Source organism: Amycolatopsis halotolerans (assembly GCF_042647905.1).
GTDB classification, from domain to species: domain Bacteria; phylum Actinomycetota; class Actinomycetes; order Mycobacteriales; family Pseudonocardiaceae; genus Amycolatopsis; species Amycolatopsis halotolerans.
The window spans coordinates 200,188-223,511 of the sequence record NZ_JBHRWI010000030.1 but is presented as its reverse complement, the minus strand read 5'-3'; the positions used below and the strand labels follow the sequence as shown (position 1 = coordinate 223,511).

At 69.0% G+C, this 23,324-nt stretch carries 24 protein-coding genes and 1 pseudogene; 14 read left to right on the top strand and 11 right to left on the bottom strand.

Annotated features, from left to right (window positions below; translation table 11 throughout):
• Window positions 1-8: 8 nt before the first annotated feature.
• From ACFORO_RS26735 to ACFORO_RS26725, 3 genes are all read right to left on the bottom strand, one after another.
• The gene (locus ACFORO_RS26735; RefSeq protein WP_377869180.1) at window positions 9-878 is read right to left on the bottom strand and encodes a YwqG family protein; all 870 of its coding nucleotides are present in this window, start codon (window positions 876-878) and stop codon (window positions 9-11) included.
• Window positions 879-935: 57 nt separating this feature from the next.
• The gene (locus tag ACFORO_RS26730) at window positions 936-2,084 is read right to left on the bottom strand and encodes an agmatine deiminase family protein (RefSeq protein ID WP_377869179.1); all 1,149 of its coding nucleotides are present in this window, start codon (window positions 2,082-2,084) and stop codon (window positions 936-938) included.
• Between the two features lie 66 nt (window positions 2,085-2,150).
• Window positions 2,151-2,789, bottom strand: a complete 639-nt coding sequence (locus tag ACFORO_RS26725) for a TetR/AcrR family transcriptional regulator (protein WP_377869178.1) — start codon at window positions 2,787-2,789, stop codon at window positions 2,151-2,153.
• Between the two features lie 117 nt (window positions 2,790-2,906).
• Between ACFORO_RS26725 and ACFORO_RS26720 the strand changes: the two genes are divergently transcribed.
• The 4 genes from ACFORO_RS26720 (at window position 2,907) to ACFORO_RS26705 (ending at window position 6,261) form a co-directional block, all read left to right on the top strand.
• A complete protein-coding gene (locus ACFORO_RS26720) occupies window positions 2,907-3,692 on the top strand; it encodes an SGNH/GDSL hydrolase family protein (protein ID WP_377869177.1) in 786 nt (261 codons plus the stop codon).
• Window positions 3,689-4,258, top strand: a complete 570-nt coding sequence (locus ACFORO_RS26715) for a TetR/AcrR family transcriptional regulator (protein WP_354742807.1) — start codon at window positions 3,689-3,691, stop codon at window positions 4,256-4,258. Before ACFORO_RS26720 ends, ACFORO_RS26715 begins: the two co-directional genes overlap by 4 nt.
• A 213-nt stretch (window positions 4,259-4,471) precedes the next feature.
• A complete protein-coding gene (locus ACFORO_RS26710) occupies window positions 4,472-5,611 on the top strand; it encodes a sensor histidine kinase (RefSeq protein ID WP_377869303.1) in 1,140 nt (379 codons plus the stop codon).
• Window positions 5,611-6,261 carry a response regulator transcription factor gene (locus tag ACFORO_RS26705; protein WP_354742809.1) on the top strand — a complete coding sequence of 217 codons (651 nt, stop codon included), beginning with the start codon at window positions 5,611-5,613 and terminating at the stop codon, window positions 6,259-6,261. Before ACFORO_RS26710 ends, ACFORO_RS26705 begins: the two co-directional genes overlap by 1 nt.
• Here the strand turns inward: ACFORO_RS26705 and ACFORO_RS26700 are convergent.
• Window positions 6,228-7,661 carry a phytoene desaturase family protein gene (locus tag ACFORO_RS26700; protein WP_377869176.1) on the bottom strand — a complete coding sequence of 478 codons (1,434 nt, stop codon included), beginning with the start codon at window positions 7,659-7,661 and terminating at the stop codon, window positions 6,228-6,230. The two genes, ACFORO_RS26705 and ACFORO_RS26700, sit on opposite strands and share 34 nt — an antisense overlap.
• 135 nt (window positions 7,662-7,796) lie before the next feature.
• Here ACFORO_RS26700 and ACFORO_RS26695 point away from each other — a divergent pair, with 135 nt between their 5' ends.
• Together ACFORO_RS26695 and ACFORO_RS26690 are read left to right on the top strand one after the other, a co-directional pair.
• Window positions 7,797-8,528 (top strand): DUF2786 domain-containing protein, encoded by a 732-nt coding sequence (locus tag ACFORO_RS26695; RefSeq protein ID WP_370934007.1) that lies wholly within the window; start codon window positions 7,797-7,799, stop codon window positions 8,526-8,528.
• A gap of 106 nt (window positions 8,529-8,634) precedes the next feature.
• A complete protein-coding gene (locus ACFORO_RS26690; protein WP_377869175.1) occupies window positions 8,635-9,348 on the top strand; it encodes a Long-chain-fatty-acid--CoA ligase in 714 nt (237 codons plus the stop codon).
• Between the two features lies 1 nt (window position 9,349).
• Here the strand turns inward: ACFORO_RS26690 and ACFORO_RS26685 are convergent, their stop codons facing one another.
• Window positions 9,350-10,276 carry a LysR family transcriptional regulator gene (locus ACFORO_RS26685; RefSeq protein ID WP_377869174.1) on the bottom strand — a complete coding sequence of 309 codons (927 nt, stop codon included), beginning with the start codon at window positions 10,274-10,276 and terminating at the stop codon, window positions 9,350-9,352.
• A 203-nt stretch (window positions 10,277-10,479) separates the two neighbouring features.
• On the opposite strand from ACFORO_RS26685, the pseudogene ACFORO_RS26680 reads away from it, so the two are divergent.
• A pseudogene (locus ACFORO_RS26680) lies at window positions 10,480-12,169 on the top strand (2-isopropylmalate synthase).
• Between the two features lie 45 nt (window positions 12,170-12,214).
• Here the strand turns inward: ACFORO_RS26680 and ACFORO_RS26675 are convergent.
• Window positions 12,215-12,862 carry a response regulator gene (locus ACFORO_RS26675; protein ID WP_377869173.1) on the bottom strand — a complete coding sequence of 216 codons (648 nt, stop codon included), beginning with the start codon at window positions 12,860-12,862 and terminating at the stop codon, window positions 12,215-12,217.
• Between the two features lie 11 nt (window positions 12,863-12,873).
• Complete coding sequence (locus ACFORO_RS26670) at window positions 12,874-14,205, bottom strand: sensor histidine kinase (protein ID WP_377869172.1); 1,332 nt, start codon at window positions 14,203-14,205, stop codon at window positions 12,874-12,876.
• Window positions 14,206-14,445: 240 nt separating this feature from the next.
• On the opposite strand from ACFORO_RS26670, the gene ACFORO_RS26665 reads away from it, so the two are divergent.
• Window positions 14,446-15,657 carry an MFS transporter gene (locus ACFORO_RS26665; protein WP_377869171.1) on the top strand — a complete coding sequence of 404 codons (1,212 nt, stop codon included), beginning with the start codon at window positions 14,446-14,448 and terminating at the stop codon, window positions 15,655-15,657.
• Here ACFORO_RS26665 and ACFORO_RS26660 read toward each other — a convergent pair.
• Complete coding sequence (locus ACFORO_RS26660; RefSeq protein WP_377869170.1) at window positions 15,605-16,495, bottom strand: polysaccharide deacetylase family protein; 891 nt, start codon at window positions 16,493-16,495, stop codon at window positions 15,605-15,607. The two genes, ACFORO_RS26665 and ACFORO_RS26660, sit on opposite strands and share 53 nt — an antisense overlap.
• A gap of 56 nt (window positions 16,496-16,551) precedes the next feature.
• Here ACFORO_RS26660 and ACFORO_RS26655 point away from each other — a divergent pair, with 56 nt between their 5' ends.
• The 3 genes from ACFORO_RS26655 to ACFORO_RS26645 are packed head-to-tail and all read left to right on the top strand — an operon-like array spanning window position 16,552 to window position 19,273.
• Complete coding sequence (locus ACFORO_RS26655; protein WP_377869169.1) at window positions 16,552-17,340, top strand: IclR family transcriptional regulator; 789 nt, start codon at window positions 16,552-16,554, stop codon at window positions 17,338-17,340.
• 45 nt (window positions 17,341-17,385) lie between these two features.
• Complete coding sequence (locus ACFORO_RS26650) at window positions 17,386-18,477, top strand: NADH:flavin oxidoreductase/NADH oxidase (RefSeq protein ID WP_377869168.1); 1,092 nt, start codon at window positions 17,386-17,388, stop codon at window positions 18,475-18,477.
• A gap of 25 nt (window positions 18,478-18,502) precedes the next feature.
• Entirely contained in the window at window positions 18,503-19,273 is a 771-nt protein-coding gene (locus ACFORO_RS26645) for an alpha/beta fold hydrolase (RefSeq protein WP_377869167.1), read from the top strand.
• Between the two features lie 3 nt (window positions 19,274-19,276).
• Here ACFORO_RS26645 and ACFORO_RS26640 read toward each other — a convergent pair whose 3' ends face one another.
• Together ACFORO_RS26640 and ACFORO_RS26635 are read right to left on the bottom strand one after the other, a co-directional pair.
• Complete coding sequence (locus tag ACFORO_RS26640; RefSeq protein WP_377869166.1) at window positions 19,277-20,008, bottom strand: SDR family NAD(P)-dependent oxidoreductase; 732 nt, start codon at window positions 20,006-20,008, stop codon at window positions 19,277-19,279.
• Window positions 20,005-20,322, bottom strand: coding sequence for a hypothetical protein (locus ACFORO_RS26635; RefSeq protein WP_377869165.1), 318 nt, complete (start codon window positions 20,320-20,322; stop codon window positions 20,005-20,007). The genes ACFORO_RS26640 and ACFORO_RS26635 overlap by 4 nt, the downstream gene beginning before the upstream one ends.
• 70 nt (window positions 20,323-20,392) lie before the next feature.
• Here ACFORO_RS26635 and ACFORO_RS26630 point away from each other — a divergent pair, with 70 nt between their 5' ends.
• Complete coding sequence (locus tag ACFORO_RS26630; protein WP_377869164.1) at window positions 20,393-21,226, top strand: LysR family transcriptional regulator; 834 nt, start codon at window positions 20,393-20,395, stop codon at window positions 21,224-21,226.
• Here ACFORO_RS26630 and ACFORO_RS26625 read toward each other — a convergent pair.
• The gene (locus ACFORO_RS26625) at window positions 21,209-22,168 is read right to left on the bottom strand and encodes a hypothetical protein (RefSeq protein WP_377869163.1); all 960 of its coding nucleotides are present in this window, start codon (window positions 22,166-22,168) and stop codon (window positions 21,209-21,211) included. The genes ACFORO_RS26630 and ACFORO_RS26625 overlap by 18 nt on opposite strands.
• Window positions 22,169-22,269: 101 nt before the next feature.
• On the opposite strand from ACFORO_RS26625, the gene ACFORO_RS26620 reads away from it, so the two are divergent.
• Window positions 22,270-22,557 (top strand): toxin-antitoxin system YwqK family antitoxin, encoded by a 288-nt coding sequence (locus ACFORO_RS26620; protein ID WP_377869162.1) that lies wholly within the window; start codon window positions 22,270-22,272, stop codon window positions 22,555-22,557.
• Between the two features lie 39 nt (window positions 22,558-22,596).
• On the top strand, window positions 22,597-23,136 hold the full coding sequence (locus ACFORO_RS26615; RefSeq protein ID WP_354742844.1) for a helix-turn-helix domain-containing protein: 540 nt from the start codon (window positions 22,597-22,599) through the stop codon (window positions 23,134-23,136).
• The last annotated feature ends 188 nt before the right edge of the window (window positions 23,137-23,324 follow it).

Sequence of the window (23,324 nt, the reverse complement as noted above, 5' to 3'; positions counted from 1 at the left end):
GCTGAGCGTCAGCCGCACTGCATCAAGCAGCGGGCGGCGTCGAACCGGCCTTCTTTGAGATCGTCGGTCCGGATGAGCCAGTACAACATCCCGACGTCGCCCCACATCATGTCGGTTTCTTCGTCACTGTCGAACTGCGCGAGCAGCACCCAGCGGGCCGCTTCTTCCTTGAGCCGCGGATCTTGCCACCCGCCTTCCAGCACCTCCGCCGCGATCTCGTTCTCCACAGCGTCCTGGACCGGTGTGGCGAAGCCACCGATCTGATGTTGCGGCGTGCCTTCGTTGACCTCCCAGGTGAGGTTTCCGAACACCCGGGCACCGATCCGCTCAGGTTCGGGGCCTGCCTCGACGGCTTCAGCCAAGGACACTCCGCTCGCGGTCGTGGTCTGGTCCAGCAGGACGTGCTCGCTTTCCGGGGCGGTGGCCACGATCTCCGCGAAAACGTCACGACGTGGGTAGGGCTCGAGGTCGGCCGGAGGCGTTCGTTCGGCGACCGGGGTGCCCGCGGGCACGAAGATCACTCGATAGCCGCCGGTATCGCCGGGCAGAATGTGCTGGTAGTTATCGGGTTCGTAGCGTCCGTCGAACGAGAAGAACAGCAGCGTCCCCGTCTCCGGCAGCGGAATGGTCAAGAACTCGCGCGGCAGTGACGCGCAATCCACCGCGGCGACGAACGTGAGCGGCTCCTTCTCCGCCCAGATCGGCCATTCCACGGCATCCGGCAGCGCCGGATTTCCGCCGAGCTGCCCCACGCGCGGTCCGGTGCCCTTGGCGGCAAGCCGGATCCCGGGTTGGAACAGCTCGATCCATTTCGCCGCCACCTCAGCGGGCAGCCGGTCTTGAGCGAGAGTGCTGAGTTGATCTCTCCATGCAGTCACTCCGCCATAGTGGCGCAGGGCACCGACAAAAACGCTTGAGCGCCGGGCGGCTCCCCATCAGCCGGGCATGTCGTGGGTCGAGCAGTGAATTCCGCCGCCCCCGGCGGCGATCGCGTCGATCGGGACCAGGACGGCCTCGCGGCCGGGGAAGTGCTCGGCCAGGATGCCGCGCGCCCGGTCGTCGGCGGCCTCGTCGCCGAATTTCGGCAGGAACACCGCGCCATTGGCGACGTAGAAATTGGCGTAGGACGACACGAACGCCTCGCCCCGGCCGGTGATCCGGTCCGGGTCGGGCTGGGGCAAGTCGACGACTTCGAGCTTCCGGCCAGCCGCGTCGGCGGCGCCGGCCAGCACTCCGCGCGCCTGCTCGGCGGCACGCGACCAGACGTCCGCCGGGGCGCCGGGAAACGGCTTGTCCAGCAAGACGACACCGGGCGCGACGTAGCGGACGAGACAGTCGACGTGCGCGTCGGTGATGTCCTCGCCTTTCACCCCGGCCAGCCAGATCACGGTGGTGACGCCCAACGTCCGTTTCAGCTCGTCTTCGACGCGCGCGCGGTCCTTGCCCGGGTTGCGATTGTCATTGACCAACGAGCTTTCGGTGACCAGGAGCGTGCCCTGGCCGTCGGTCTCCAGCGCGCCGCCCTCGGCGACGAGCGGAGCCGCGATGCGGGGCAGCCGGTACTTCTCCAGCACGGCCTTGGCCACCGCGCCGTCCCGGGGGTGCTGCTGTTTGCCGCCCCAGCCGTTGAACCCGAAATCGACGCCGGTCAGCTTTCCGGCGTCCCGGATGAAGACCGGGGCCGTGTCCCGGGCCCAGAGGTCGTCCACCGGGATCTCGGCCACCTCGACGTCGGAGCCGACCGCGCTCTGGGCGGCGTCGCGATGTTCGGCACCGGCCAGCAGGACGACCTTTTCGAAACCGGCGACGGCCCGGGCGAGCCCGGCGATGGCGGCCTGGACCGCGGGCAGGTCAGGACCCCAGATGCCGTCCGAAGCAGGCCAGGCCATGAGGGTGCGGGCGTGGTTCTCCCATTCGGCCCCGAACACGCGGCCGGCGGACGCCGCGCCGCTGCTGCCCGGCGACGGGGGTGCGGCCGGGGCCGGAGCTGGCGTTTCGGCGCCGCACGCGGCCGCGCCCAGCGCGGCGCCGAGCCCTAGCGCGGCGGTGAGCGCGGTACGGCGGGAAACGAATTCGTGCGTCATCGAGTGAGCTCCAAGCGGGTCAGCGGAGCCTCACTCTGACACTGACTGAAAATTTAGTCAATTTGATCAACCCAGCTCAGCGACGATCGCCCCCCGGACGAGGGCACGCGCCCGCTGGAGGTCGAGAGTCCCGGACAGCCAGCGCTCGGACAGCCCTTCGACCAGCGCCGTCAGCCGCTCGGCGACGTCGGCGGGTTCGGAGGGACCACCCGGTGTCACGACGTCAGCCGAGCGCGCCGCCTCGACCAGTTCGGCGGGTTCGGAGAGACCACCAGGTGTCACAACATCAGCCGAGCGCGCCGCCTCGACCAGTTCGGCGATCTCGGCGACCCACAGCCGAGTGGCTTCGGCGAGACGCTCCCGCAGGTCGTCCTCGAAGACGGCGCTGGCCCGCAACTCTCCCCAGGCCGTGCTGTTCTCCCGGACCTCGGCGGTGTCCTGCAGTTCCAGCAGCAGCGTCTGTTCCAGCACGGCCCGCGCGTCCGCCGAATCCGGCACCTCCTGCGCGGTGTAACGCTCGGCACGGTCGTTGACGTGATCGAGGGTGGCGCGCAGCAGCCCGGCCCGGTCCTTGAAGTGGTAATAAATCAGCCCGGTCGACGCGCCGGCCTCCGCGGCGACCTCCTCGACCCGCAGCCCCCGGACGCCGTTTCGGGCGATCATGCCCACCGCGGCCCGCAGGATGCGATCCCGTTTGCCTGCCATCCGCACCTCCTTGACTGAAGCTTCAGTCAACACGGTAACGGGCCCCGGGTGTAGACACCGTCTACCTACTTTGATAGACAGTGTCTACAAGATGAACCAGGGGTTACGGAGAGCGGAATGGGTTTCCACACGTTCGTCGCCGTCGGCGACAGCTGCGCAGAGGGGCTGGACGATCCCTACCCGGATCACAGCCAGTACCGCGGCTGGGCGGATTACGTCGCCGGGCGGCTCGCGCGCGACGAAACCTCCTTCCGCTACGCCAATCTGGCCGTTCGCGGGCGACGGCTCGACCAGATCACCGCGGAGCAGCTGCCCACCGCCGAGCGACACGAACCGGATCTGATCGCGTTGTTCGGTGGTGGCAATGACGTGATGAGCCGAGGCTGGGACGCTCGCACGGTCGCGCGTCGCGTGGACACCGCGATCCGGCAGTGCACGCAGATCGCGCCGAACGTGGTCACCTTTACCTTGAGCGACATCGCGCATCGCATGCCGCTCGGCGGGCGGATGCGGCCGCGGGTCACCGCGCTGAACGACGCCATCCGCGAGGCTTCCGTCAGCTACGGCGCGAAGCTCGTCGACCTGTGGCCGGACCAGGCCGCGCACGATTCGCGCTACTTCGGACCGGACCGGCTGCATCTGTCGCAGGCCGGGCATCTCCGCGTCGCCGGCCACGTGCTCGATCGGCTCGGCGTGGCGCACGACGGCAGTTGGCTGCAGCCGTTGCCCGGCGTTCCGGCACAGGGCAACGCGATCGCCGACCTGCGCTGGCTGTGGCAAGAAGTGCTGCCGGTGGGGATCACGCGACTGCGCAACCGGCTCATCGGCCGGTCCCCTGGCGACGGCTTCCTGCCGAAGCGTCCGGAGCTGCTGCCGGTGGCCTTTTCCGAAGCTCAGGTATGAGCGCGCGTCAGCGGTTGATCCGCACGGCTGCGGATTTGCTCGTCGGGTCCGGCGTCGAGGCCGTGACGTTGCGCGGTATCGCGAAGGCCGCTGGCGTTTCGCACGGTGCGCCGCTTCGCCACTTCTCGGGACGCGCGGAGCTGCTGTCGGCCGTAGCGACGCTTGGCTTCACACAGCTGCTCCAACGTGGCGCACAGTTGCCCGACGGCACCCCGCGCGAACGCCTCACCGCCGCCTGTCACGCGTACGTCGACTTCGCGGTTACGAACCCGGCCATGTTCGAGCTGATGTTCCGTCGCGACCTCATCGACCCCGAAGAGCCCGGACTGGTCGCGGCCAGCAGTGCCGTCTTCGACACCTTCGCGGAGTTAGTGCGCCTCGACCGCGCTGAAGCGGACGACGACCGACTGCGTCCAGGTACGGATCCTCGGCTCGTCGCGGCGTCGCTGTGGGGCGCGTTGCACGGTCTCGCGCAGCTGTGGTTGTGGGGCGGACTGGCCGGAGCGAGCTTCGCGCCTTCGCCGGAATCGGCGTTGGCGGTGACGCTGGACGCGTATCTGGGGTGAAGCTCAGCGGAGAGCCTGGAATCCTCCCCACCCCTGGCTCTCCGCCGAGCAGCGGGAATGGATAACCATTCAGCACCGACCGTAACCGCTCGATCCGCCCCCGGGATCCACCCTTCGCCGCATCCGCCGGTAAACCCTGGCGGTAGGCGGCCTGCCGCGCCTGCGGTAGGTAATTGGGAAACCGCCGGTCAGGAAGGTAGTTTCGGGCGCGTGATGCGGATCTGGCGGGCGCGGCCGCTCCTCACGGATTCGCTGCTGGCGGCCGCGGTCGGACTATTCCTTTTCGCCGGGGCGGCGGTCCATCACGGTTCCCTCGGCGACCGTCCGGGGCTGCCCGGATTGCTGCTCGCGGTGGCGGGCGCGGTGCCGCTGGCGGTCCGGCGGCGCTATCCGATCGGCGTCTTGATCGCGGTCACCCTGTTGGTCGGCGCGTTCGCACTGGCCGGGTATCGCGCGACGCTCGGCCGTCCCGACATCTTGATCGCCGCGTACACGGTGTGGGCGCGTTATCCGGTGCGGCAAGCCTGGCCGCCGTCGCTGTTCGCGGTGGCCGGTTTCGAGGTCACGCTGCTCGTCAGCGACAGCGTGAACCCGATCGGCGACAGTGTGATCGCGGTGCTGCAAGCGTCCGCGACCGTCCTCATTGGACACTCCGTCTACCTTCGCGGGCTCGCTCTGCACGCGACCGCGGAACGTGCCGACCGTGCCGAACTGGCGGTCGTGGAAGAACGGCTGCGCATCGCGCGCGAGCTGCACGACGTCGTCTCGCATCATCTGTCGGTGATCTCCGTGCAGGCCAACCTCGCGCGGTACGTCTTCGAGTCCGCGCCGGACACCGCGCGCGGCGCGCTCGACACGATCACCGGCACGACCACCGAGGCGCTGGACGAACTCCGCCGCCTGCTCAGCGTCCTGCGGCCGCCGCATCACGAGCCGGGCGAATACCGCCCGCAGCCCGGCCTCGACGAGCTTCCCGCGCTGGTCAGCCGGGTCCGCGAGGCTGGGCTCACGGTGCGGCTGCGGGTCGCCGGAACGCCGCGGACGCTGCCGTCCGGTCAGCAACTGTGCGCGTATCGGGTCGCGCAGGAAGCCTTGACGAACGTGCTGAAGCACGCGCCGGATTCGTTCGCCTCGCTGGACGTCGAGTACCTGGCCGACGCGCTGCGGCTGCGCGTGGCCGACTCCGGCGGCGGACCGCGCGCCGACGGCAATCCCGCCGGTCACGGCCTCGTCGGCATGCGCGAGCGGGCGCGTATGTACGGTGGCGAAATCGAAATCGGGCCTCGCGAACCGGCGGGGTTCGAGGTTGTGCTGACCCTCCCGTACCCGGGCCGGACCTCCGGAGAACGCTAGTGACCAGTGTGCTCGTGGTGGACGATCAAGATCTCGTCCGCGCCGGCCTCGTCGCGCTGCTCAACGCCGCGCCGGGCGTCGAGGTTGTCGGCGAGGCGCGCGACGGGCTGGAAGCCGTCCGCGAAGCGGCGCGGCTGCGGCCCGAGGTGATCCTGATGGACATCCGGTTGCCCGGCCTCGACGGCGTGTCGGCCACCGCCCGCATCCTCGCCGGGCCCGAAGACCCGCGCGTGCTGATCCTGACCGTCTTCGACCTCGACGAATACGTGTACCGCGCGCTGCGGGCCGGCGCGGCCGGATTCCTGCTCAAAGACAGTCCGCCGGAGACGCTGATTTCCGGAATCCAGGCGGTCGCGCGCGGGGACATGCTGTTCGGCCCGACGATCACGCGGCGGCTGGTCGAGGCGTACACGAGCGCGCCGCCTGCCGAGCCCGCGCCGGAACTGAGCAGGCTGACCGAGCGCGAACGCGAGGTGCTCCGGCTGGTCGGCACCGGGATGCCGAACGGCGAAATCGCGGCTCAGCTGCTGGTCAGCGAGGCCACGGTGAAGACGCATCTTAACCGGCTGATGCCCAAACTCGGGATCTCCAGCCGGGCGCAAGCGGTCGTGATCGCTTACGAAACCGGCTTGGTCCGGCCCGGACGGTAGCCGAATTCGTTGCGCAGCACGCGTTCCGCGGCGTGCTGACCGGCCATTCCGTGCACGCCCGGCCCGGGCGGCGTCGCGGCCGAGCACAGGTAGACGCCGCGCAACGGGGTCCGATACGGGTCCCAGCGCGGGACCGGCCGCCCCAGCACCTGGCGCATCGTGACCGCGGCGGCCGCGATGTCGCCGCCGACGTAATTGGGGTTGTAGGCCTCGAACTCGCTCGCCGGGATCGCACGCGAGGCGAGGATCGTGTCGCGGAAACCCGGGGCGAAGCGTTCGACGCGCCGGATGATCGCGGCGGTCGGATCGAGCGGATCTCCTTGCGGGACATGGGCGTAGGCCCAGATCGGCTGCTTGCCGGGGAGACCGCGGGACGGGTCGGCGGCCATCGGCTGGGAGAGGAGGACGAACGGGTCCCTTGCCCGTTTCCCGGCAGCTACCGCGTTTTCCGCGGCGTACACCTCGGCTCTCGTCCCTCCGATGTGGACAGTACCGGCTTGGGCCAGTTCCTTCTCGCGCCAGGGGATTTCTTCGGAGACCAGGAAGTCGACCTTCGCTGCCGCAGGTCCGTAACGGACTTTCTCCAGCGCCTTGCGGTACTGCCCCGGCAGGAGCGGCCCTGCTAGCTCTAGTACGCCTTTGGGCGCTAAGTCCAGCAGTACGGCGCGCGCGTGCGCTAACTCGCGTACGTCGGCGACGCGCGCGTCGGTGCGTACGCGACCACCGTGCGCCTCGATGTCGACGACAAGAGCGTCGGTGATGCGTTGCGAACCACCGCGGGGAATCGGCCAGCCAGTGGTGTGCGCGAGATGGCTCAGCAGTACCGCGATGCCGCCGCCGATGAGCGAGGGCAGCTTTCCGAGCGCGTGCGCCTCGATACCCGCTATCAGCGCCGCCGCTTCCTTGCTCTTGAAGGGATTCACTGTCGCCGCGAGAGCGCGCGTCGCGATGTACGCCGCCGTACGCGGATGCGGCGGGTGGCGAAGGTCGCCGAGGAGCACTTCGGTGATCTCAGCGCTGTGCTCGATCAGCGGTGTCATGAAGCGCCGCCACCGTTCCCCGTCGCTCCCTAGCCGCGCACAGGTGCGTTCGAGATCCGCGTACGCGATCGCTGTGGTCTTCTCGTCGATCGGCTGCGCGTACGGGATTTCGGGATGACAGAGGTCGAGATCGAACTGGCGCAGAAACGGCGACGCCGCGGCCATCGGATGGACCGCCGAGCAGATGTCATGGATAACGTCAGAGTCGAACAGGTGCTTCGACCGCGCCCCGCCGCCCGGCTCGGCAGCCGCCTCGTACACCTCGACCGACAACCCGGCCCGCGCGAGCACCACGGCCGCGGCCAGGCCGTTCGGCCCCGAGCCGACGACCGCGACGTCCAGCGTGACAGGCGGAGACACGTGCCGAGCCTACGGCTGCGACGAAGCGGGCGCCCAGTGTCACTCCCGAACATCTGATCGAATATTGTCGTACCCCACGCCTACCGTGCACCCCATGCCGGTCCGCACGGGCCGCGCCTGCTGGAGAGGGGGGTCATGCCCGACCACGACACGTTGCTGGAGCGCGTGCGGAAGCTGCTGGCCAAGGCCGAGGACCCGGCCGTCACGCCCGCCGAAGCCGAGCTGTACAACACCAAAGCGGCGCAACTGATCGCGCGGCACGGGATCGACAACGCGATGCTGGCCGCGTCCGGCCAAAGCGGCGACGACATCACCGTGCTGAGGCTGCCGATCGCCAATCCGTACAGCCGCGACAAGGCCAGCCTGCTCACCAGCATCGCTTACCCGCTGCGCTGCCGGACCCTGCTGCACCGAGTCGGCCAAGGGGTCGAAGAGGTCACCGTGTTCGGTTTTCGCACCGACCTCGCGCGGGTCGAACTGCTGTACACCAGCCTGTTGCTGCAGGCGAGCACGCAGCTCACGCGAGTGCGTCCCGAAGAGCGGGTGTTCCGCGAATCGCTGGCGGCTTATCGGCGGACTTGGCTGCACGGGTTCGCGCGTGCGGTGCACGAGCGGCTGAGCGTGGCGGAGGAGAACGCCGCGCGGACGTACTCCGATGTCGCCGGCGGGAAGTCGGCGGAGCTGGTGGTACGGGACCGGACGGCGTTGGTGCAGCAGGCTTTTGACCGCGAGTACGGAGACCTGCGCTCGGCCGCGCCGCGACGGTTGTCCGGGTCGGGGTATCGGGAGGGACACCGGGCCGGGACCCGGGCGAATCTCGACCCGGCGGCGTTGGGGAGGCGGCGGTCGGCGCTTCCGGTGCGGTGAGGTCAGCGCTTCCCGAGCTGCGGTCCGTGCGGGGAACCCCCACGGAATCAGAGTCCGTGAGGGTTCCCCGCACGGACAGGCGCGCCCGGCAGCGACGGGAGACCGCATGATCCGCATCGAAGACCTTGCCACTCGGCCTGAGCTGCGCGGTCCCGCGCTCCAATTGGGATTCGTCGGCGGCGAGTTCCTCGGTCAAGGCCTCACTGCCGGGTTGGCCAGCTCGAAGCGGATCGCCGCGCGCTGGCCCGAGTTCTTCCTGGTCCTCCTCGACGACGAGGTGCCCGTCGCGCGAGCGGCGGCGATCCCGGTCGCCTTCCCGACCGCGGAACGAACCGAGCTGCCCGACCACGGCTGGGACGGTGCGCTCGTCTGGGCCGCCGAAGACCACCTCGACGGACGGGAGCCGACCACGCTCGTCGCGCTGGAGGCGTACGTCGCGGAAGCCGCGCGTGGGCAAGGGATTGCCGCGCAAGCGCTCGTCGAGTTGAAGAACCGGGCGCGCCGGGCCGGGCTTTCCCAGCTGGTCGTGCCGGTGCGGCCGACCGGCAAACCGTCCCTGGAGTCCATTGTGGACTATCTCGGCCGGGGCACGGATCCTTGGCTGCGCAGTCACGAGCGGCTCGGCGCGGAGTTCCGGAAGGTCGCGCCGTTCGCGATGACCGTCACCGGCACGCTCGCGCAATGGGAGGAGTGGACCGGTGTCCGCCTCGAAGACGGACACACCGTCGTGCCTGGCGGAATCGCACCCGTGCTGGCGTCAACGGAGCAGGATCTTGGCGTGTACGTCGAGCCGAACGTCTGGTACGAACACCCGCTCTGACCTACTGCTCCCAGCCAGGCAGCCAAACCCTGTCCCCGGGCTCCTGGCCCATTACCAGGTAATCCCGCAGTTTCAGCACATCCGGATGCGCCGGCTCCCGCCGCCACAGCAGCGACATCGGGTACACCGGCGTCGGGTCGACCACCAGCACCCGGCGGAGGTCGTACTCGTCCGGCCAGAAGTAGCGCGAGCCCTCGCCCACGAAGGTCGACAGGTCCGGCGACGTCGCCAGTTCGTCCAGCATCGTTTCGTTGCCGAAGACCGGGCCGGACACGTCGATGGTCAGGTCGAACGCCTCGGAAAGCTCCGCGTAGTACGCGCCCCATTCCGTGCTCGCCGACAGCCCCGGCATCCAGATCCGGTGGCCGACCAGCTTCGCGATCGGCACCGACGGCAGGTCGGCGAACGGGTGGCGCGGGCCGACGAGCAGTTCGTGCGCGTCGTAGTCCACCACTCCGCTCGTCACGCCGCCCGGCAGGTCGCGCTTCGGCACGCCGCGGAACGCCGCGTCGACCGAACCGGCCGCGACCGCGGCGACGGCGGCGTCGAAGCTCAACTCGGCGCCAGTGGTCACCACCTGCAGCGCCACCTCGGGGAATGCCCGGTGGAAACTCAGCGCCAGTTGCGCCGACTTGGTCCGTCGATTGAGGACGTCCACCCGCAGCGGGCGCTTCTCCGGACGCACCGCCGCGAGCGCGCGCTTCTCCGCGTCCAGCAGCACCCGCGCGTGCGGCAGGAACGCCTCGCCGTCGCTGCTCAACCGGGCACCGCGCGCGGTCCGGGTGAACAGCTGCACCCCGAGCTCGCGCTCTAGCGCACCGACGCGTTTGGACACGGCTTGCTGCGTGATCCCCAGCTCCGCGGCCGCTTCCTGGAACTGCCCTCCGTCCACGACGGCGACGAAGGTCCGCACGAATTCCAGCTCCACGGGCCAATCCTAAGCGCTCGCGCCGCCCGCCGCGGCCAGTTGCCCCAACCCCGCTACTTGTCTGCGGAGTTGTGTTACGCTCCGCCTCGATGTTCACGCGCTTCCTTCTCCTTCTCCGCCACGGCGGGGCCTGACCGGACCGGCCCCCCGCCGTGGGGCGAGCACGCGCGCCGGTCGGCTTCCGACCACCTGAAGGACCGCAGATGAACACCGTTTGGAACCGGCAGCGACCCTCCCGCATGCCGTCGCACCGCTACCGCGACGTCTACCAGCGCGTCGACGTCCCCAACAGCGGCCGCGCCTGGCCCGGCAACCGGATCACCCAAGCCCCGCTCTGGGTGCCGGTCGACCTGCGCGACGGCAACCAGGCGCTGGCCGAGCCGATGGACCCGGCGCGCAAACGCCAGTTCTTCGAGCTGATGATCAGCATGGGGTACAAGGAAATCGAGGTCGGCTACCCGTCCGCCTCGCAGACCGACTACGACTTCGTCCGGCTGCTCGCGGACACCGACCTGGCACCGGACGACGTCACCATCGTCGTGTTCACCCCGGCGCGGCGCGAGCTGATCGAGCGCACCGCCGAGTCCATCCGCGGCATCCGCAACGACGTCGTGATCCACCTGTACACCGCCACCGCGCCGACCTGGCGCACAGTGGTCCTCGGCCACGATCAGGCGTCGCTGAAAGAACTGATCCTCGAAGGCGCCCGCGACGTCCTGCGCGCGGCTGGCGACCTGCCGAACGTCCGCTTCGAGTTCTCCCCCCGAGGTCTTCAACCTGACCGAACCGGACTACGTGCTGGAGGTCTGCGACGCGGTCACCGAGACGTGGCAGGCGAGCCCGGACCGTCCGGTGATCCTGAACCTGCCGGCGACCGTCGAGATCGCGACGCCCAATGTGTACGCCGACCAGATCGAGTACATGCACCGCAACCTCGCCCGCCGCGATTCGGTGATCCTCTCCGTACACCCGCACAACGACCGCGGCACCGGCGTCGCCTGCGCCGAACTCGCCGTGCTGGCCGGCGCCGAACGCGTCGAGGGGTGCATTTTCGGCAACGGCGAGCGCACCGGCAATGTCGACCTGGCGACACTGGCGCTCAACCTGCACGCGCAGGGCGTCGACCCGATGATCGACTTCTCGGACATCAACGAGATCCGCCGCACCGTCGAGTACTGCAACCGGATCGAGGTCCACGCGCGGCATCCGTACGTCGGCGACCTCGTGCACACCGCGTTCAGCGGCACCCATCAGGACGCGATCAAGAAGGGCTTCGCCGAACATCACGCGCGCGCCGCGGAAACCGGCGTGCCCGCTCGGGAACTGGACTGGCGCGTCCCGTACCTGCCGATCGACCCGGCCGACCTCGGCCGTGACTACGCCGCCGTGATCCGGGTTACCTCGCAGTCCGGCAAGGGCGGAATCGCCTACCTGCTGGAAAGCGAGTACGGGATCACGCTGCCGCGTCGGCTGCAGATCGAGTTCGCGCGCCGCGTCCAGGACCACGCCGACGACTCCGGCCACGAGGTGACGGCGACCGAACTGTGGCAACTGTTCGAAGCGGCCTATCTCCAGCCGAATCCGGCAATCACGTTGTCCCGCTTCGACAACTCAGGCGACGAGCACACCAGTATCACCCTGCGCGTCGACGGGGCCAAGCACACCACCACTCACACCGGAACCGGGCCGGTCGAAGCACTCACCGCAGCGCTGGGCGCGCATGGGCGGAAGGTCGACATCGTGGCGCTGCACCAAACGAGCATCGGCTCCGGCAACGACAGCGAAGCGTTGACGCTGCTGGAGTATCGCACTGACAGCGGTACACAGTGGACAGCTGGACGGGACCGTTCCGTACTCGCGGCCAGCCTGACCGCAGTGGTGAACGCCGCCTGATCGATGAAGCGGTGCGAGCGCGGACTGTGCTGCGCTCGCACCGTTTCAGCCGCCCCCGCGCAGAAACGCCAGCACTGCCAGCACTCGCCGGTTTCCGTCGTCCGTCGGCGGAAGGTCGAGTTTCGACAGGATGCTTCCGACGTGCTTGCCCACGGCCGCGTCCGACACCACCAGCCGCCGGGCGATCGCGGCGTTCGAGTGGCCCTCGGCGATCAGCGACAGGACCTCCCGCTCCCGCGCCGACAGCCGGGCCAGCGGGTCGGCTCGGCGGCGCAGCAACTGGCGCACCACCTGCGGATCCACCGCCGTCCCGCCGTCGACGACCTGCCGCAGCGTCCCGACGAATTCCTCGACGTCGACCACCCGGTCCTTCAGCAGATAGCCGACCCCGCGGCCTTCGGCGGAATCGAGCAGTTCGGCCGCGTGGTGGTGTTCGACGTACTGGCTCAGCACCACCACGGCCAGCTCCGGCCGCGTGCGCCGCAGCTCGACCGCGGCGCGCAAGCCCTCGTCCGAATGTCCGGGCGGCATCCGGATGTCGGTGAGCACCAGGTCCGGATCGTGCTCGCGCACAGCAGTGTGCAGCCCCTCGGCATCGCCCACCGCGGCGACGACCTCGAAGCCGAACCGTTCCAGCAACCCGCACAATCCCTCGCGCAGCAGCACCTCGTCTTCGGCGAGGACGACCCGCATCGGCTCTCCCCTCAGCACGGCAGCTCCGCTCGCACGACGGTCGGCCCGCCGACCGGACTGCGCACCCACATCCGGCCGCCCAGCACGGCGACCCGGTCGCTCAACCCGGTGATCCCGGTACCTCGTGTCGGATCAGCACCTCCAGCCCCGTTGTCCCATACCTCAATAGTAAGGAGCCGACCGACAATTTTGGCCGTCACCGAGGCGCAGCTGGCCGCGGAATGCTTGGCGACGTTGGTCAGCGACTCGGCCACCACGAAGTACGCGGTGGATTCCACCGGCTCCGGCAACCGCGACGGCACCGCCACATCAACAGTGACCGGCACCGCGCAACCGTCCGCGAGTTCCTCCAACGCGGCGGGCAAGCCGAGTTCGGCGAGCGCTCGCGGGTGGATTCCGTTGATCAGCTCACGCAGCTCGACCATCAGCTTCTTGGCCTGATCGTGCGCGTCCGACACCGCCTTCGCCGCGGCCGAATCCGGCGGCAGATCGACCTTCGCGAGCCCCAGTTGCAGGCTCAGCCCGACCAGCCGCTGCTGCGCCCCGTCGTGCAGGTCGCGTTCGATGCGCTTGCGTTCCGCATCGAAGGCCGACAGCAGCCGCGTCCGGGATTGCGACACCTCGGTCAGCTCGCCGCGCAGCTTCTCGGCCGCGCTGTCGGTGAGCAGCGCACGGGCCAACATCGCGTGCAGGCCAGCACATCCGGACAGCAGATAGCCCGACAGTACGAGTAACACCACCCCGGCCAGCGCGTACGGAACGGCTCCTCCCGGAGTGGAAACCTCCGTGAAGCCAATGGAAATTGTGTCGTTCGCGTTCACGAGCAGCGGACTGGCCGCCAAAACGACCGCGAACAACGCGACCATGCCCGCCACCGCGTACAACGCGGGAATCGCGGTGCACAACAGAACCGCGTAGCCGAGTTCGCGCCACGACGCCGGTTCGGTGTACCGCGCCCGCATTCGGGGCCACCAGCCCGGTTCGCTGGCTGGTCCAAAGGGGACAGTCACCGGGTTGAGGTCGACCATGCGCAGCCGCTGCCGTTCGACCCCGGCCACCACCGCCGCCCACGCCGGCCCCGCGCTCAGGAACAGCAGCATCCCGAACACCGAGAATGCCGCGACGAGCCCCAGGTCGGAGGTCTGCCCGTGCACGACGCGGTTGACGAGCACCGCGAGCGGCAGCAGGCAGAACCCGAACGGAAGCCCGAACAGCAGCGTCATCGGGCCGGTGCTCAGGCCGTACAGCAACGCCCGCCACGGCCAGGAGGAAATCAGGAACGTCCGCCGCGCCAAGGCATCCAGTACGGTGCGCGGTTTCGCGAGGGGAGAGACGGTAGCCACGCGATCCAGATTAGCCAGCGCGCTGTCCGGCTTCGATCGGTTTGCCCGTAGTCTCGAAGGTAGGGCTAGGCATACCAGGGCGGCGGCTCGCCCATCTCGACGAGTACCAGGAGATCCGCCGCCCCGAGCTGGCCGTGCCCGGCCAGGTCCACCGCGTGACCGCCAAGCTCGAGCCAGTCACCTTTCCAGCACGGTCGCGGCGTTGACTTCGAGTTAGGTTGAAGTTCTACCTTCGGCGTCGTGACCGAAACGACTGACGCCGGAGTGCGGCGCCCACCAAAGTCCTTGCTGGCGACGCTGCTCGGCGTCAGCACCATGACCATCATGGCCAGCGCCACCATCACGCCAGCGCTTCCCGGCATGCAACAGCACTTCGCCGCCGAACCGCACGCGGAGCTTCTCGTCCGGCTGGTGCTCACGTTGCCTGGGCTGGCGATCATGGTGTCCGCCCCATTGCTGGCCAAGCTGAGCGGCCGGACCGGACGCGTGCCGGTGCTGGTCGCCTGCCTCGCGCTCTACACCGTCGGCGGCGGATCCGGCCTGCTGCTGGATTCCCTCCCCGCGCTGCTCGTCGGACGGGCCGTGCTCGGGATCGGCATCGCGGGGATCATGACCACGTCGACCGCGTTGATCGCTGACCACCACCACGCCGACGAGCACGGCCGTGTACTCGGATTGCAAGGCGCGGCAATGGGTTTCGGCGGCGTCGTCGCCCTGCTGCTCGGCGGCTTGCTGGCCGCGGCGGACTGGCGAGGGCCGTTCGCCATCTACCTGCTGGCGATTCCGATGCTGGCCCTCGTGCTGCGATTCGTGCCGGACGCACCCGTCCAGCCAGCCGATCCGACAGACACCACCACAGCCGCGTCACCGTGGCAGCCACGATTGCTCGGGTTGTACGCGCTGATCTTCATCGGCGTCGTGGTCTTCTACACCGTTCCGACGCAGGCCCCGTTCTGGCTGGCCGAAGTCGGCGGCGCGGGACCGGCTGTCGCGGGAGCCTTGATCGCCGCGGTCAATCTGGTGATGACCTTGGTGGGCTTGAACTTCCGCCGCCTGCGTGCCCGCTGGTCCTTCCCGACGCTGGCGATCACGATGTTCGCCGCGTTCGCCGTCGGGCTGGTCGTGCTCGGCACCGCGGGCGCGTTGTGGACCGCCGCGCTGGGCATGGTCGTGGTCGGACTGGGGATCGGGCTGCAGAATCCGACTGTGAACGGCTGGCTGGTCTCGACGGCAGCGCCCGGCGTGCGGACAAGGTCGCTGGGATTGCTGACGTCCGCGTTGTTCCTCGGCCAGTTCTCGTCGCCGCTGATCGCGCAGCCGGTGATCGACGCCGTCGGAATGGGCACGACGTTCGTCCTTTCCGGAGCGTTAGCCGCGGTCGTCGGCGTTGTCGTGGCGGCTATCCACTGGCGGCGGGTTCCGAAACATAGTCCGCGACTTGAGCGTGCGTAGCGAACCAGATCCCGTCGTGCGAAGCGATGTGCTCGAGCAGTTCGGTAAGGAGCGCGATCCGGGAACGATGCCCGATGACGTGCGGATGCATCGTCAACTGGAAGAGGCCGCCCTCGGCCAAGGCGAGGTCGAACTCGTCGCGCCAGATCGACAACACTCCCCTCGGCGGGGTGTACGGGCGCTGCGAGCCGAAGCGATTCATCGTGAAATACGGTGCGTCGTCGCGGATCCATTCCACCGGAAGCTCCACGACGCCGGTCGGTTCGCCGTCGGCGAGGAGTTCGTAGCAGTCGTCGTCCGCCATCAGTGACGAGTCGTACGCCAGGCCCAGTTCGCGGATGATCGGGAGGGTGGTTTCGGAAAAGTCCCAGGACGGGGTGCGGATGCCGACTGGACGCGTGCCGGTGAGCCGCTCCAAGGTGTCCGCGGCCCGGAAGGTGAGCTCGCGTTCGGCCGAGGGCGGCAGTTGAGCATTGATTTCATGGATCCAGCCGTGCAACGCGACCTCATGTCCGGCGTCCACATAGGACTGTGCCTCGCCGTCGTGCAGCAACGCCGACACCGCGGGCACGAAGAACGTCGATGGCGCCCCGAACCGCTCAAGCAGCTTCAACACCCGCGGCACGCCGACCCGCGAGCCGTACTCCCCCTGCGACAACTTGCCCGGCAGCACGTGACCGTCGCGCAGCGCGAGCGTCTCGTGGTCCGAATCGAACGACAACGCCACCGCCACCTTCGCGCCGCCCGGCCAGGATTCCGGCCGCAACGGCCGCCCGGCACGCACGCGACCGACGTGGTCGCGCCAGGTTTGCTCGCTCCACTGCCACGGTTCGGTCATGCTTCCTCCCCTTGCGACGCGCGCCCCCATCGTATCGCTGTGCCACGATGAGGCACATGCGCGACGAAGAAGCCGACAAGCCGGGTGTCCGGTCGATGAACAGCGTCCTCAGCACGCTGCGAGTCTTCGAGGAGGTCGCCCAGCGACAGCCGGTCGGCGTCTCCGAACTGGCGCGCTGCACGGAGATCCCGAAGAGCACCGTCCAGCGCGGCCTGATCACGCTTCAGCAGGCCGGATGGCTGAAGGTCGTGGACGAGGAGCGGGCGCGCTGGGGTGTCGCGCCGAGGGTGCTGGCGCTCGGGTTGCGCGACTGCGGGAAGCCGGACCTCAAGGAGGTCGCCGACCCGATCGTCAAGCGACTCGCGGCCGGGACGAACGAGACGGTGATGCTGGCCGAACGCGACGGCGACAGTCTCGTCGTCGTCGCTAGCCAGGACACCGACCAGGTCGTGCGGGTCGTGCTGGATGTCGGCACGCGGGTGCCGTTGCTCGCTACCTCCGGCGGCACGGCGATCATGGCACTGCTCGACGAATCCGAGGTCGAGGAGCTGTTCACCCACGAGCTTCCGGAGTTCGCCAAGACTCCGGCACCGGATTTCGCCGCGCTCCGTCATGACATCGCACAGGCCGCGAAGCGCGGGTACGCGCTCAACGGGTCTTCGTCGTGGTTCCGCCCGCAGGTGTCGTCGATCGGCGCGGCGATCACGAACCCGGCCGGACAGCCGGTGGCAGCCATCACACTCGCCGTTCCGGACACGCGGTACACCCGCGCGCGGGAGAAGGCCTTCGCGCCGCTGGTCGTGGCCGCCGCGGTCGAGGTCAGCCGTTTGCTTGCCGCCAACTGACACAGTATGTGCCGCATTGCGGAATGAGGCGTACCGTGTGGTGGCATGAGCGAGTTCAGCGCGTCCAACGCGGACTTCCCGGAGGCCACCCCGTTGCGCTTGCGCGACGTCACCTTCCGCAACCGCGTCTGGATGTCCCCGATGGCGCAGTACGCGGCCGGCCCGGACGGTCTGCCGACTGAATGGCATCTGGCGCATTACGGCTCCCGAGCGATCGGCGGCGTCGGGCTGGTCATGGTCGAGGCCACCGCGATCAGTCCGGACAACCGGTGCACGGTCGCCGACCTCGGGATCTGGAACGAGGAACAGGCACTCGCGCACCGGAGGCTCACGTCGTTCGTAGCCAGCCACGGCGCGGTGCCCGCGGTGCAGCTGAACGCCGCCGGCCGCAAGGGATCGCACCAGGTCCCGTGGGTCGGCGACGGGCAGAACGGACCGGTGCCGGTCGCCGAGGGCGGCTGGGACCTGATCGCACCGTCCGCGATCCCGTTCGGCGACCTGGCGATGCCCCGCCCGGCCACCTCGGCGGACTTGGACCAGGTCGTCGAGGAGTTCGCGCACGCGACCCGGATGGCCGAGCTGGCCGGTTACCAGGCCGTCGAAATCCATGCCGGGCACGGATACCTGCTGCACCAGTTCCTGTCCCCGCTGTCCAATCAGCGCACCGACGAGTACGGCGGGAGCCCGCAGAACCGGATGCGCCTCCCGCTGCGCGTGGCCCGCGCCGTGCGGGAGGCGTTCCCCGAGGACAAGCCGGTGTTCGTCCGCATCACCGCCACCGACTGGGTCGAGGAGAGCATCACGCTCGACGACGCGGCGGAGTTCGCCAAGGAACTGGCGGCCATCGGGATCGACCTTCTCGACGTCACCTCCGGCGTGCTCGTGCGCGATCGGGGCGCCCGGCCGCCGGACCGGAAGGGCTTGAACGTCGATTTCGCCGCCGCGCTCAAGGAAACGTCCGGACTGGCTGTCGCGCCAGTCGGCCAGATCACCGACCTCGCCACAGCGGGCCAGGTCATCCGCGAGGGCAAGGCCGACGCCGTCCTGATGGGACGCCCGCTGCTGCGCGATCCGTACCTCGCCTTGCGAAACCAGCCCCAAGAATCCTGGCCCGTCCGCTACCACCGCGCTTTCTGAGACCGTCTGCGAAGGAACAGCCACCATGAACCGCGAAACCAGCCGTCCGGACGGCACGAGAATCCATTACACCGCAACCGGTCCCGCCGACGGGCCCGCGCTGACGCTCATCCACGGCTGGGGCTGCGACCGCGGGGATTTCGACACGATCATCGAACATCTCCCGTCCGACGTCCGCGTGCTGGCCGTCGACCTGGCCGAGCACGGCGACTCGCGGTCGGAGCGCGACACGTGGACCATGGCGGAATTCGCTCGTGACGTAGCCGCCGTGCTGGCCGCCGAGTCGGTCAATTCCTCCGTCGTAGCGGGGCATTCGCTCGGCGGAGCGGTCGCGGTCGAGACCGCGCGCCAGCTTCCGGACACGATCACCCAGGTCATCGCGCTCGAAGCGTTGCACTACTTGAACTTGTTCCCCGCGCAGAGCGAGACGGACGTCCAAGCGTTGCTGCAGCCGTTCCGGGAGGACTTCGCCGGTGCGATGCGCGGCATGGTCGAGGCCGGCTCGCCCGAAGGCACCGATCCGTCCTTAGTGGACTCGTACACCAAGAAGATGGGCTCTGTACGCCAGCCCGCCGGCCTGCACTCGCTCGAAGGCCTGGCGCGCTGGGACATGGATGCGGCGCTGCGCGAAGCCGCCCAGCCGGTCGTGCTGTTCGCCGTGCGCTCGATCATCGCCCAGGAGGCGATCGACCGTTACGGCGACCGGGTCCGGATCGAGCTGGTCGACCTCGGCAGCCACCACTTCCCCGTCGAATCCCCCGCCGAGACCGCCCGGCTCCTGGCGGGCGAGCTCTAGGAACTACGCCCGTCGTCCGCCATCGACCGACAACGTGGTCCCGGTGACGTACGACGCGGCGTCCGAGCACAGCCAGACCACGGCCGCGGCGGCTTCCTCCGGCGTGGCCAGCCTGCCGAGCGGAGTGATCGCCTCCTGCCGGGCGATCATGTCGGGGTCGCCAGCCCAGTTGTCGAACCCCGGCGTCCGCGTCGGCCCCGGGCACACCGCGTTGACGCGGATGCCTTCCGCCGCGTAGTCCACCGCCGCGACCTTGGTCAGGCCGACGATCCCGTGCTTCGCCGCGACGTAAGCCGGAGCGTTCGGGATCGCGTACAGCCCGCCGTTGGACGCGACGTTCACGATCGCGCCGCCCTTCAGGTGCGGCAGTTCGTACTTCATGCAGAGGAAGGTCCCGGAGAGGTTCACCTGCACCACGCGCTCGAACTCGGCGAGGGTCAGCTGGTCGACGCGTTTGTGCGACGACAAACCGGCGTTGTTCACCGCGAAGTCGAGCCCGCTGTACGCCTCGACCGTCTGCTTGATCGCCGCCTGCACCGAGGGCTCGTCCCCGATGTCGACCCGGACAGCCAGCGCCTCTCCGCCGTCCTTCTTGATCAACTCGACGGTCTCCGCCGCCGCGGCTTCGTCGATGTCCAGCACGGCCACCGCCGCCCCGCTTCGCGCGAACTCGATCGCCGCCGCCCGGCCGATCCCGCTGCCCGCCCCGGTGACGAGCCCACGCCGCCCGCTCACGAGAGCGACTCGTGGTTCGCCCAGGCCACGCGGTACGAATGCCGCGCCTGCCACCGGTCGATCACCTCGTGCAGTTCGGGCGCGGTGAAGCTCTTGGCCAGCGTGTCGAGATCGGCGACGGTGACCTGGACGATCGCCGTCGCGATGAGCGCCGGGATGGCGTCCTCGCCAGGGATCGGCAGGTGGCGGCGGGTCTCGACCGACTCGGCGAACCCGGTCGCCAGCATGGCCTCTTTGATATCTCCGAGGTACTGATCCAGCCTGGGGTCGGGGAGTGGCTGGTCGAACGAAACAATCATCGTGTGCGTGATCATGCTTCAAGTTTTGCCCCGGTTTCGGCCGGACGTCCAAGACCGATTCGCTATTCGGCGATAACCTGGAGGCATGGCTGAGCTAGAGACGCGCGAACTCGAGTACTTCCTGGCCGTCGCCAGCGAACTGCACTTCGGCCGTGCCGCCGTGCGGCTGTCGATCGCCCAGCCCGCGTTGTCGAAGGCGATCCAGCGCATCGAAACCCGGCTCGGCGTGCAATTGTTCGCCCGTTCCAGCCGCCACGTCGAGCTGACCGCGGCCGGCGAGGCGCTGCAGGAACACGGACGGCACGCGCTCAACGCGGTCAGCGCCGCCGCCCGCAACGCCCGCCGCGCCGGGGAAAGCCATCTGCGCCTGGTGCTCAAACCGGGCGGCGACGCCGGACTGCTGTCCGGAATCCTCGCCGAGTACTCCCGCCATCCCGAAGCCCACCAGGTCGACATCCTCTTCAGCGGCCCCGCCGACCGCACCGATTTCCTCCTCAGCGGACGCGCGGACGTCGGCCTCCTGTTCATCCCGTTCGACGACCTGACCGGGCTCGCCTACGAAACCCTGCACTTCGAGGACCGGGTCGCCATCGTCCCCGCCGCGCACCGGCTGGCCCAGCGCCCGGCTGTCCGGCTGTCCGATTTGGACGGAGAAACGATGCCGTCGTGGAAAGGGGTTCCCGGGGTCGAGGGAACCGGGCCGGAGGTGGCCGACGTGGTCCAGCTGCTGCACCTCATCTCGCTGGAACGGATGGTCGGCGTGCTGCCGCGGTCGCTGGTCGACCAGGTCCCGCCGGGGGTCGTCTGCGTGCCGATCGAGGACGCTCCGCCCAGCCAGCTGGTGCTCGCCTGGAACGAACAGGACCGGCGGCCGCAGGTGGCTTCGTTCGTGAACGCGGCGCTAGAGTCGGTCCGCTGAAGCCCGTTTGAAGGCCGCCGTCAACAACACCGCCACCGCGATCGCGAACCCGATGGTGCTCAGCAGGGCCGTTGTCCGCGGAATGTCCATGTCGCGCGCGTGGAACCAGCCGACCCAGACGTAGGTGACCAGCGCGCCCCCGGCGAGCGCGAGCCGGTGCCGCGCACCCCACCCGGCAGACCGGCACCACCGGAACACCAGCGCGACCGCCGCCGCGACCAGCAAGCACCACCCGACCGCGACCACCCGTTGCGAGACCTCCTCGGGCAGGAATTCCCGGCACCACACCAGACTCGTCGCCCCGAACGCCGCGACCCCCACGACCGCGGGTGCGGGAGCGACACCGTCTCGAGCCGGTACCGACCTCCTGCCCAGCCAGAATCCCAGCACGACCAACCCGGCGACGGCCGCGAACGCCCAGCCCAGCTGACCGGCCGAGGCGACGAACCCCGTCGAGGAGATCTGCATCGCGCACAACGCCGCCGACCCGGCCACGAACACCGCCGCGACCACCGGCAGCCCGACCTTGCCCAGCCACGGCTGCGTGCGGTCCCGGCAGAAGGCCTCCACGATGGCGATCGGCACGCAGATGCTCCACACCGTGTGCATGGTCAGCACGTCCTGAAGCATCTGAACGCTCGTCCCCAGCGCCGGGACGTACGTTTCGGCATAGACAGCCCCGATATCGACCCCGCCGTAGGCCGGGTTCCACAGCATCATGTCGATCGGCCCCTCCTCCAGCAGCGCGTACGCCGCCGCGAACGGGACGATCGCCGCCCAACCGCGCCCGGTGCGCCGCGCGACCTCGCGGATCAGCAACGCGCCGCCGCCGTACATCGGCGCGAACAGGAAAAGCGAGCCGACATCGGTCACCGGGGTGTTGCCCAGCAGGTACTCGCCGACCAGCGGAGCGAGAAAGAAGAGGGCGACAGCCGGGATCATGCGAACCACGCTAGGGCGGCCGCGCGGGCAAAACATCCGACCGCGGTCGATCGCGGATAGCCGTCGGGCTAATTGCGTTCAGTCCTGCGGCCAGGAGTGTCATGCTGGTTCGCGTGGCAGTGGTCGACAAGCAGTACAACGGCTTCAGGCAAATCTGGAGCCTGCGCCCGGATGGCGTATTCCACGGCGAGTACACGGTGTACTGGGGCGAAGGCCCTCAAGCGTGCATGCACGGGAGCTACACCGACGGGAAGCAGGACGGTGTCTGGACGCACTGGACCCGGCAGGGCGTCGTCAAGTCGCAAGTCCGATATCGCGACGACGTCCCGGTCGAGGTCCGCGAAGCACCGCCGTGGATGACGGAACCTCCGGTGATCCCGGCCCCGTAATCGCTTGACACGCGCCGCCGGGCTTTCTGCAATAGACGGGTGGAGGACATCATCGCCGAGATCGGCCCCCGGCTCCGGCTCTTCCGGCGGCAGCGGAACTGCACCCTGGACGAGCTGTCGACCGCCACCGGCATCTCCATCAGCACCCTCTCCCGCCTCGAATCCGGCCGGCGCAAGGCCACCCTCGAACTCCTGCTCCCCATTTCCCGCGCCCACCGGATCCCGATCGACGAGCTCATCGGCACCTCCCCGCTGCAACCGGTCACCCGCAGCGACCGGACCGTCGTGCCGCTCACCAGGCAGCCCGGCCAGCTGCAGTCGCTCAAGATGATCTTCGACGCCACCCAGTGCGAGCCCGCTCCGCGCACGCACCCCGGCCACGAGTGGCTGTACGTGCTCAGCGGCAAGGGCAGGCTCGTGCTCGGCGAACACGACGTCGTCCTCAAGGCAGGCGAGGTCGCCGAATTCGACACCCGGATCCCGCATTGGTTCGGCAGCACCGGCGACGGACCGGTCGAAATCCTCAGCCTGTTCGGCAAGCAGGGCGAACGCATCCGCGTCCGGGCAAAGCCGCGCTGATTACTCCACTTGGCGGCATAACCCGCGGCGCGCGGGAAAACCTATGCCCTCGCTGAGCTGCACTGATCGGAACACACCGTCGAAAGTCGGTGCCTGGCACCAAAAATCCCGACTTAACATCCGTGTCCCGCGGACGGACATCCTTTTCCTTCCGCGCGTTTCCTTCGCCTACGACGAGGAGATGCATC

Bases quoted from the DNA above. Each gene is read 5' to 3' on its own strand.
- ACFORO_RS26730 (WP_377869179.1), bottom strand. From the start codon at position 2,084: ATGACGCACGAATTCGTTTCCCGCCGTACCGCGCTCACCGCCGCGCTA.
- ACFORO_RS26725 (WP_377869178.1), bottom strand. From the start codon at position 2,789: ATGGCAGGCAAACGGGATCGCATCCTGCGGGCCGCGGTGGGCATGATC.
- ACFORO_RS26720 (WP_377869177.1), top strand. From the start codon at position 2,907: ATGGGTTTCCACACGTTCGTCGCCGTCGGCGACAGCTGCGCAGAGGGG.
- ACFORO_RS26715 (WP_354742807.1), top strand. From the start codon at position 3,689: ATGAGCGCGCGTCAGCGGTTGATCCGCACGGCTGCGGATTTGCTCGTC.
- ACFORO_RS26710 (WP_377869303.1), top strand. From the start codon at position 4,472: ATGCGGATCTGGCGGGCGCGGCCGCTCCTCACGGATTCGCTGCTGGCG.
- ACFORO_RS26695 (WP_370934007.1), top strand. From the start codon at position 7,797: ATGCCCGACCACGACACGTTGCTGGAGCGCGTGCGGAAGCTGCTGGCC.
- ACFORO_RS26690 (WP_377869175.1), top strand. From the start codon at position 8,635: ATGATCCGCATCGAAGACCTTGCCACTCGGCCTGAGCTGCGCGGTCCC.
- ACFORO_RS26675 (WP_377869173.1), bottom strand. From the start codon at position 12,862: ATGCGGGTCGTCCTCGCCGAAGACGAGGTGCTGCTGCGCGAGGGATTG.
- ACFORO_RS26660 (WP_377869170.1), bottom strand. From the start codon at position 16,495: ATGACCGAACCGTGGCAGTGGAGCGAGCAAACCTGGCGCGACCACGTC.
- ACFORO_RS26655 (WP_377869169.1), top strand. From the start codon at position 16,552: ATGCGCGACGAAGAAGCCGACAAGCCGGGTGTCCGGTCGATGAACAGC.
- ACFORO_RS26650 (WP_377869168.1), top strand. From the start codon at position 17,386: ATGAGCGAGTTCAGCGCGTCCAACGCGGACTTCCCGGAGGCCACCCCG.
- ACFORO_RS26645 (WP_377869167.1), top strand. From the start codon at position 18,503: ATGAACCGCGAAACCAGCCGTCCGGACGGCACGAGAATCCATTACACC.
- ACFORO_RS26635 (WP_377869165.1), bottom strand. From the start codon at position 20,322: ATGATCACGCACACGATGATTGTTTCGTTCGACCAGCCACTCCCCGAC.
- ACFORO_RS26630 (WP_377869164.1), top strand. From the start codon at position 20,393: ATGGCTGAGCTAGAGACGCGCGAACTCGAGTACTTCCTGGCCGTCGCC.
- ACFORO_RS26625 (WP_377869163.1), bottom strand. From the start codon at position 22,168: ATGATCCCGGCTGTCGCCCTCTTCTTTCTCGCTCCGCTGGTCGGCGAG.
- ACFORO_RS26620 (WP_377869162.1), top strand. From the start codon at position 22,270: ATGCTGGTTCGCGTGGCAGTGGTCGACAAGCAGTACAACGGCTTCAGG.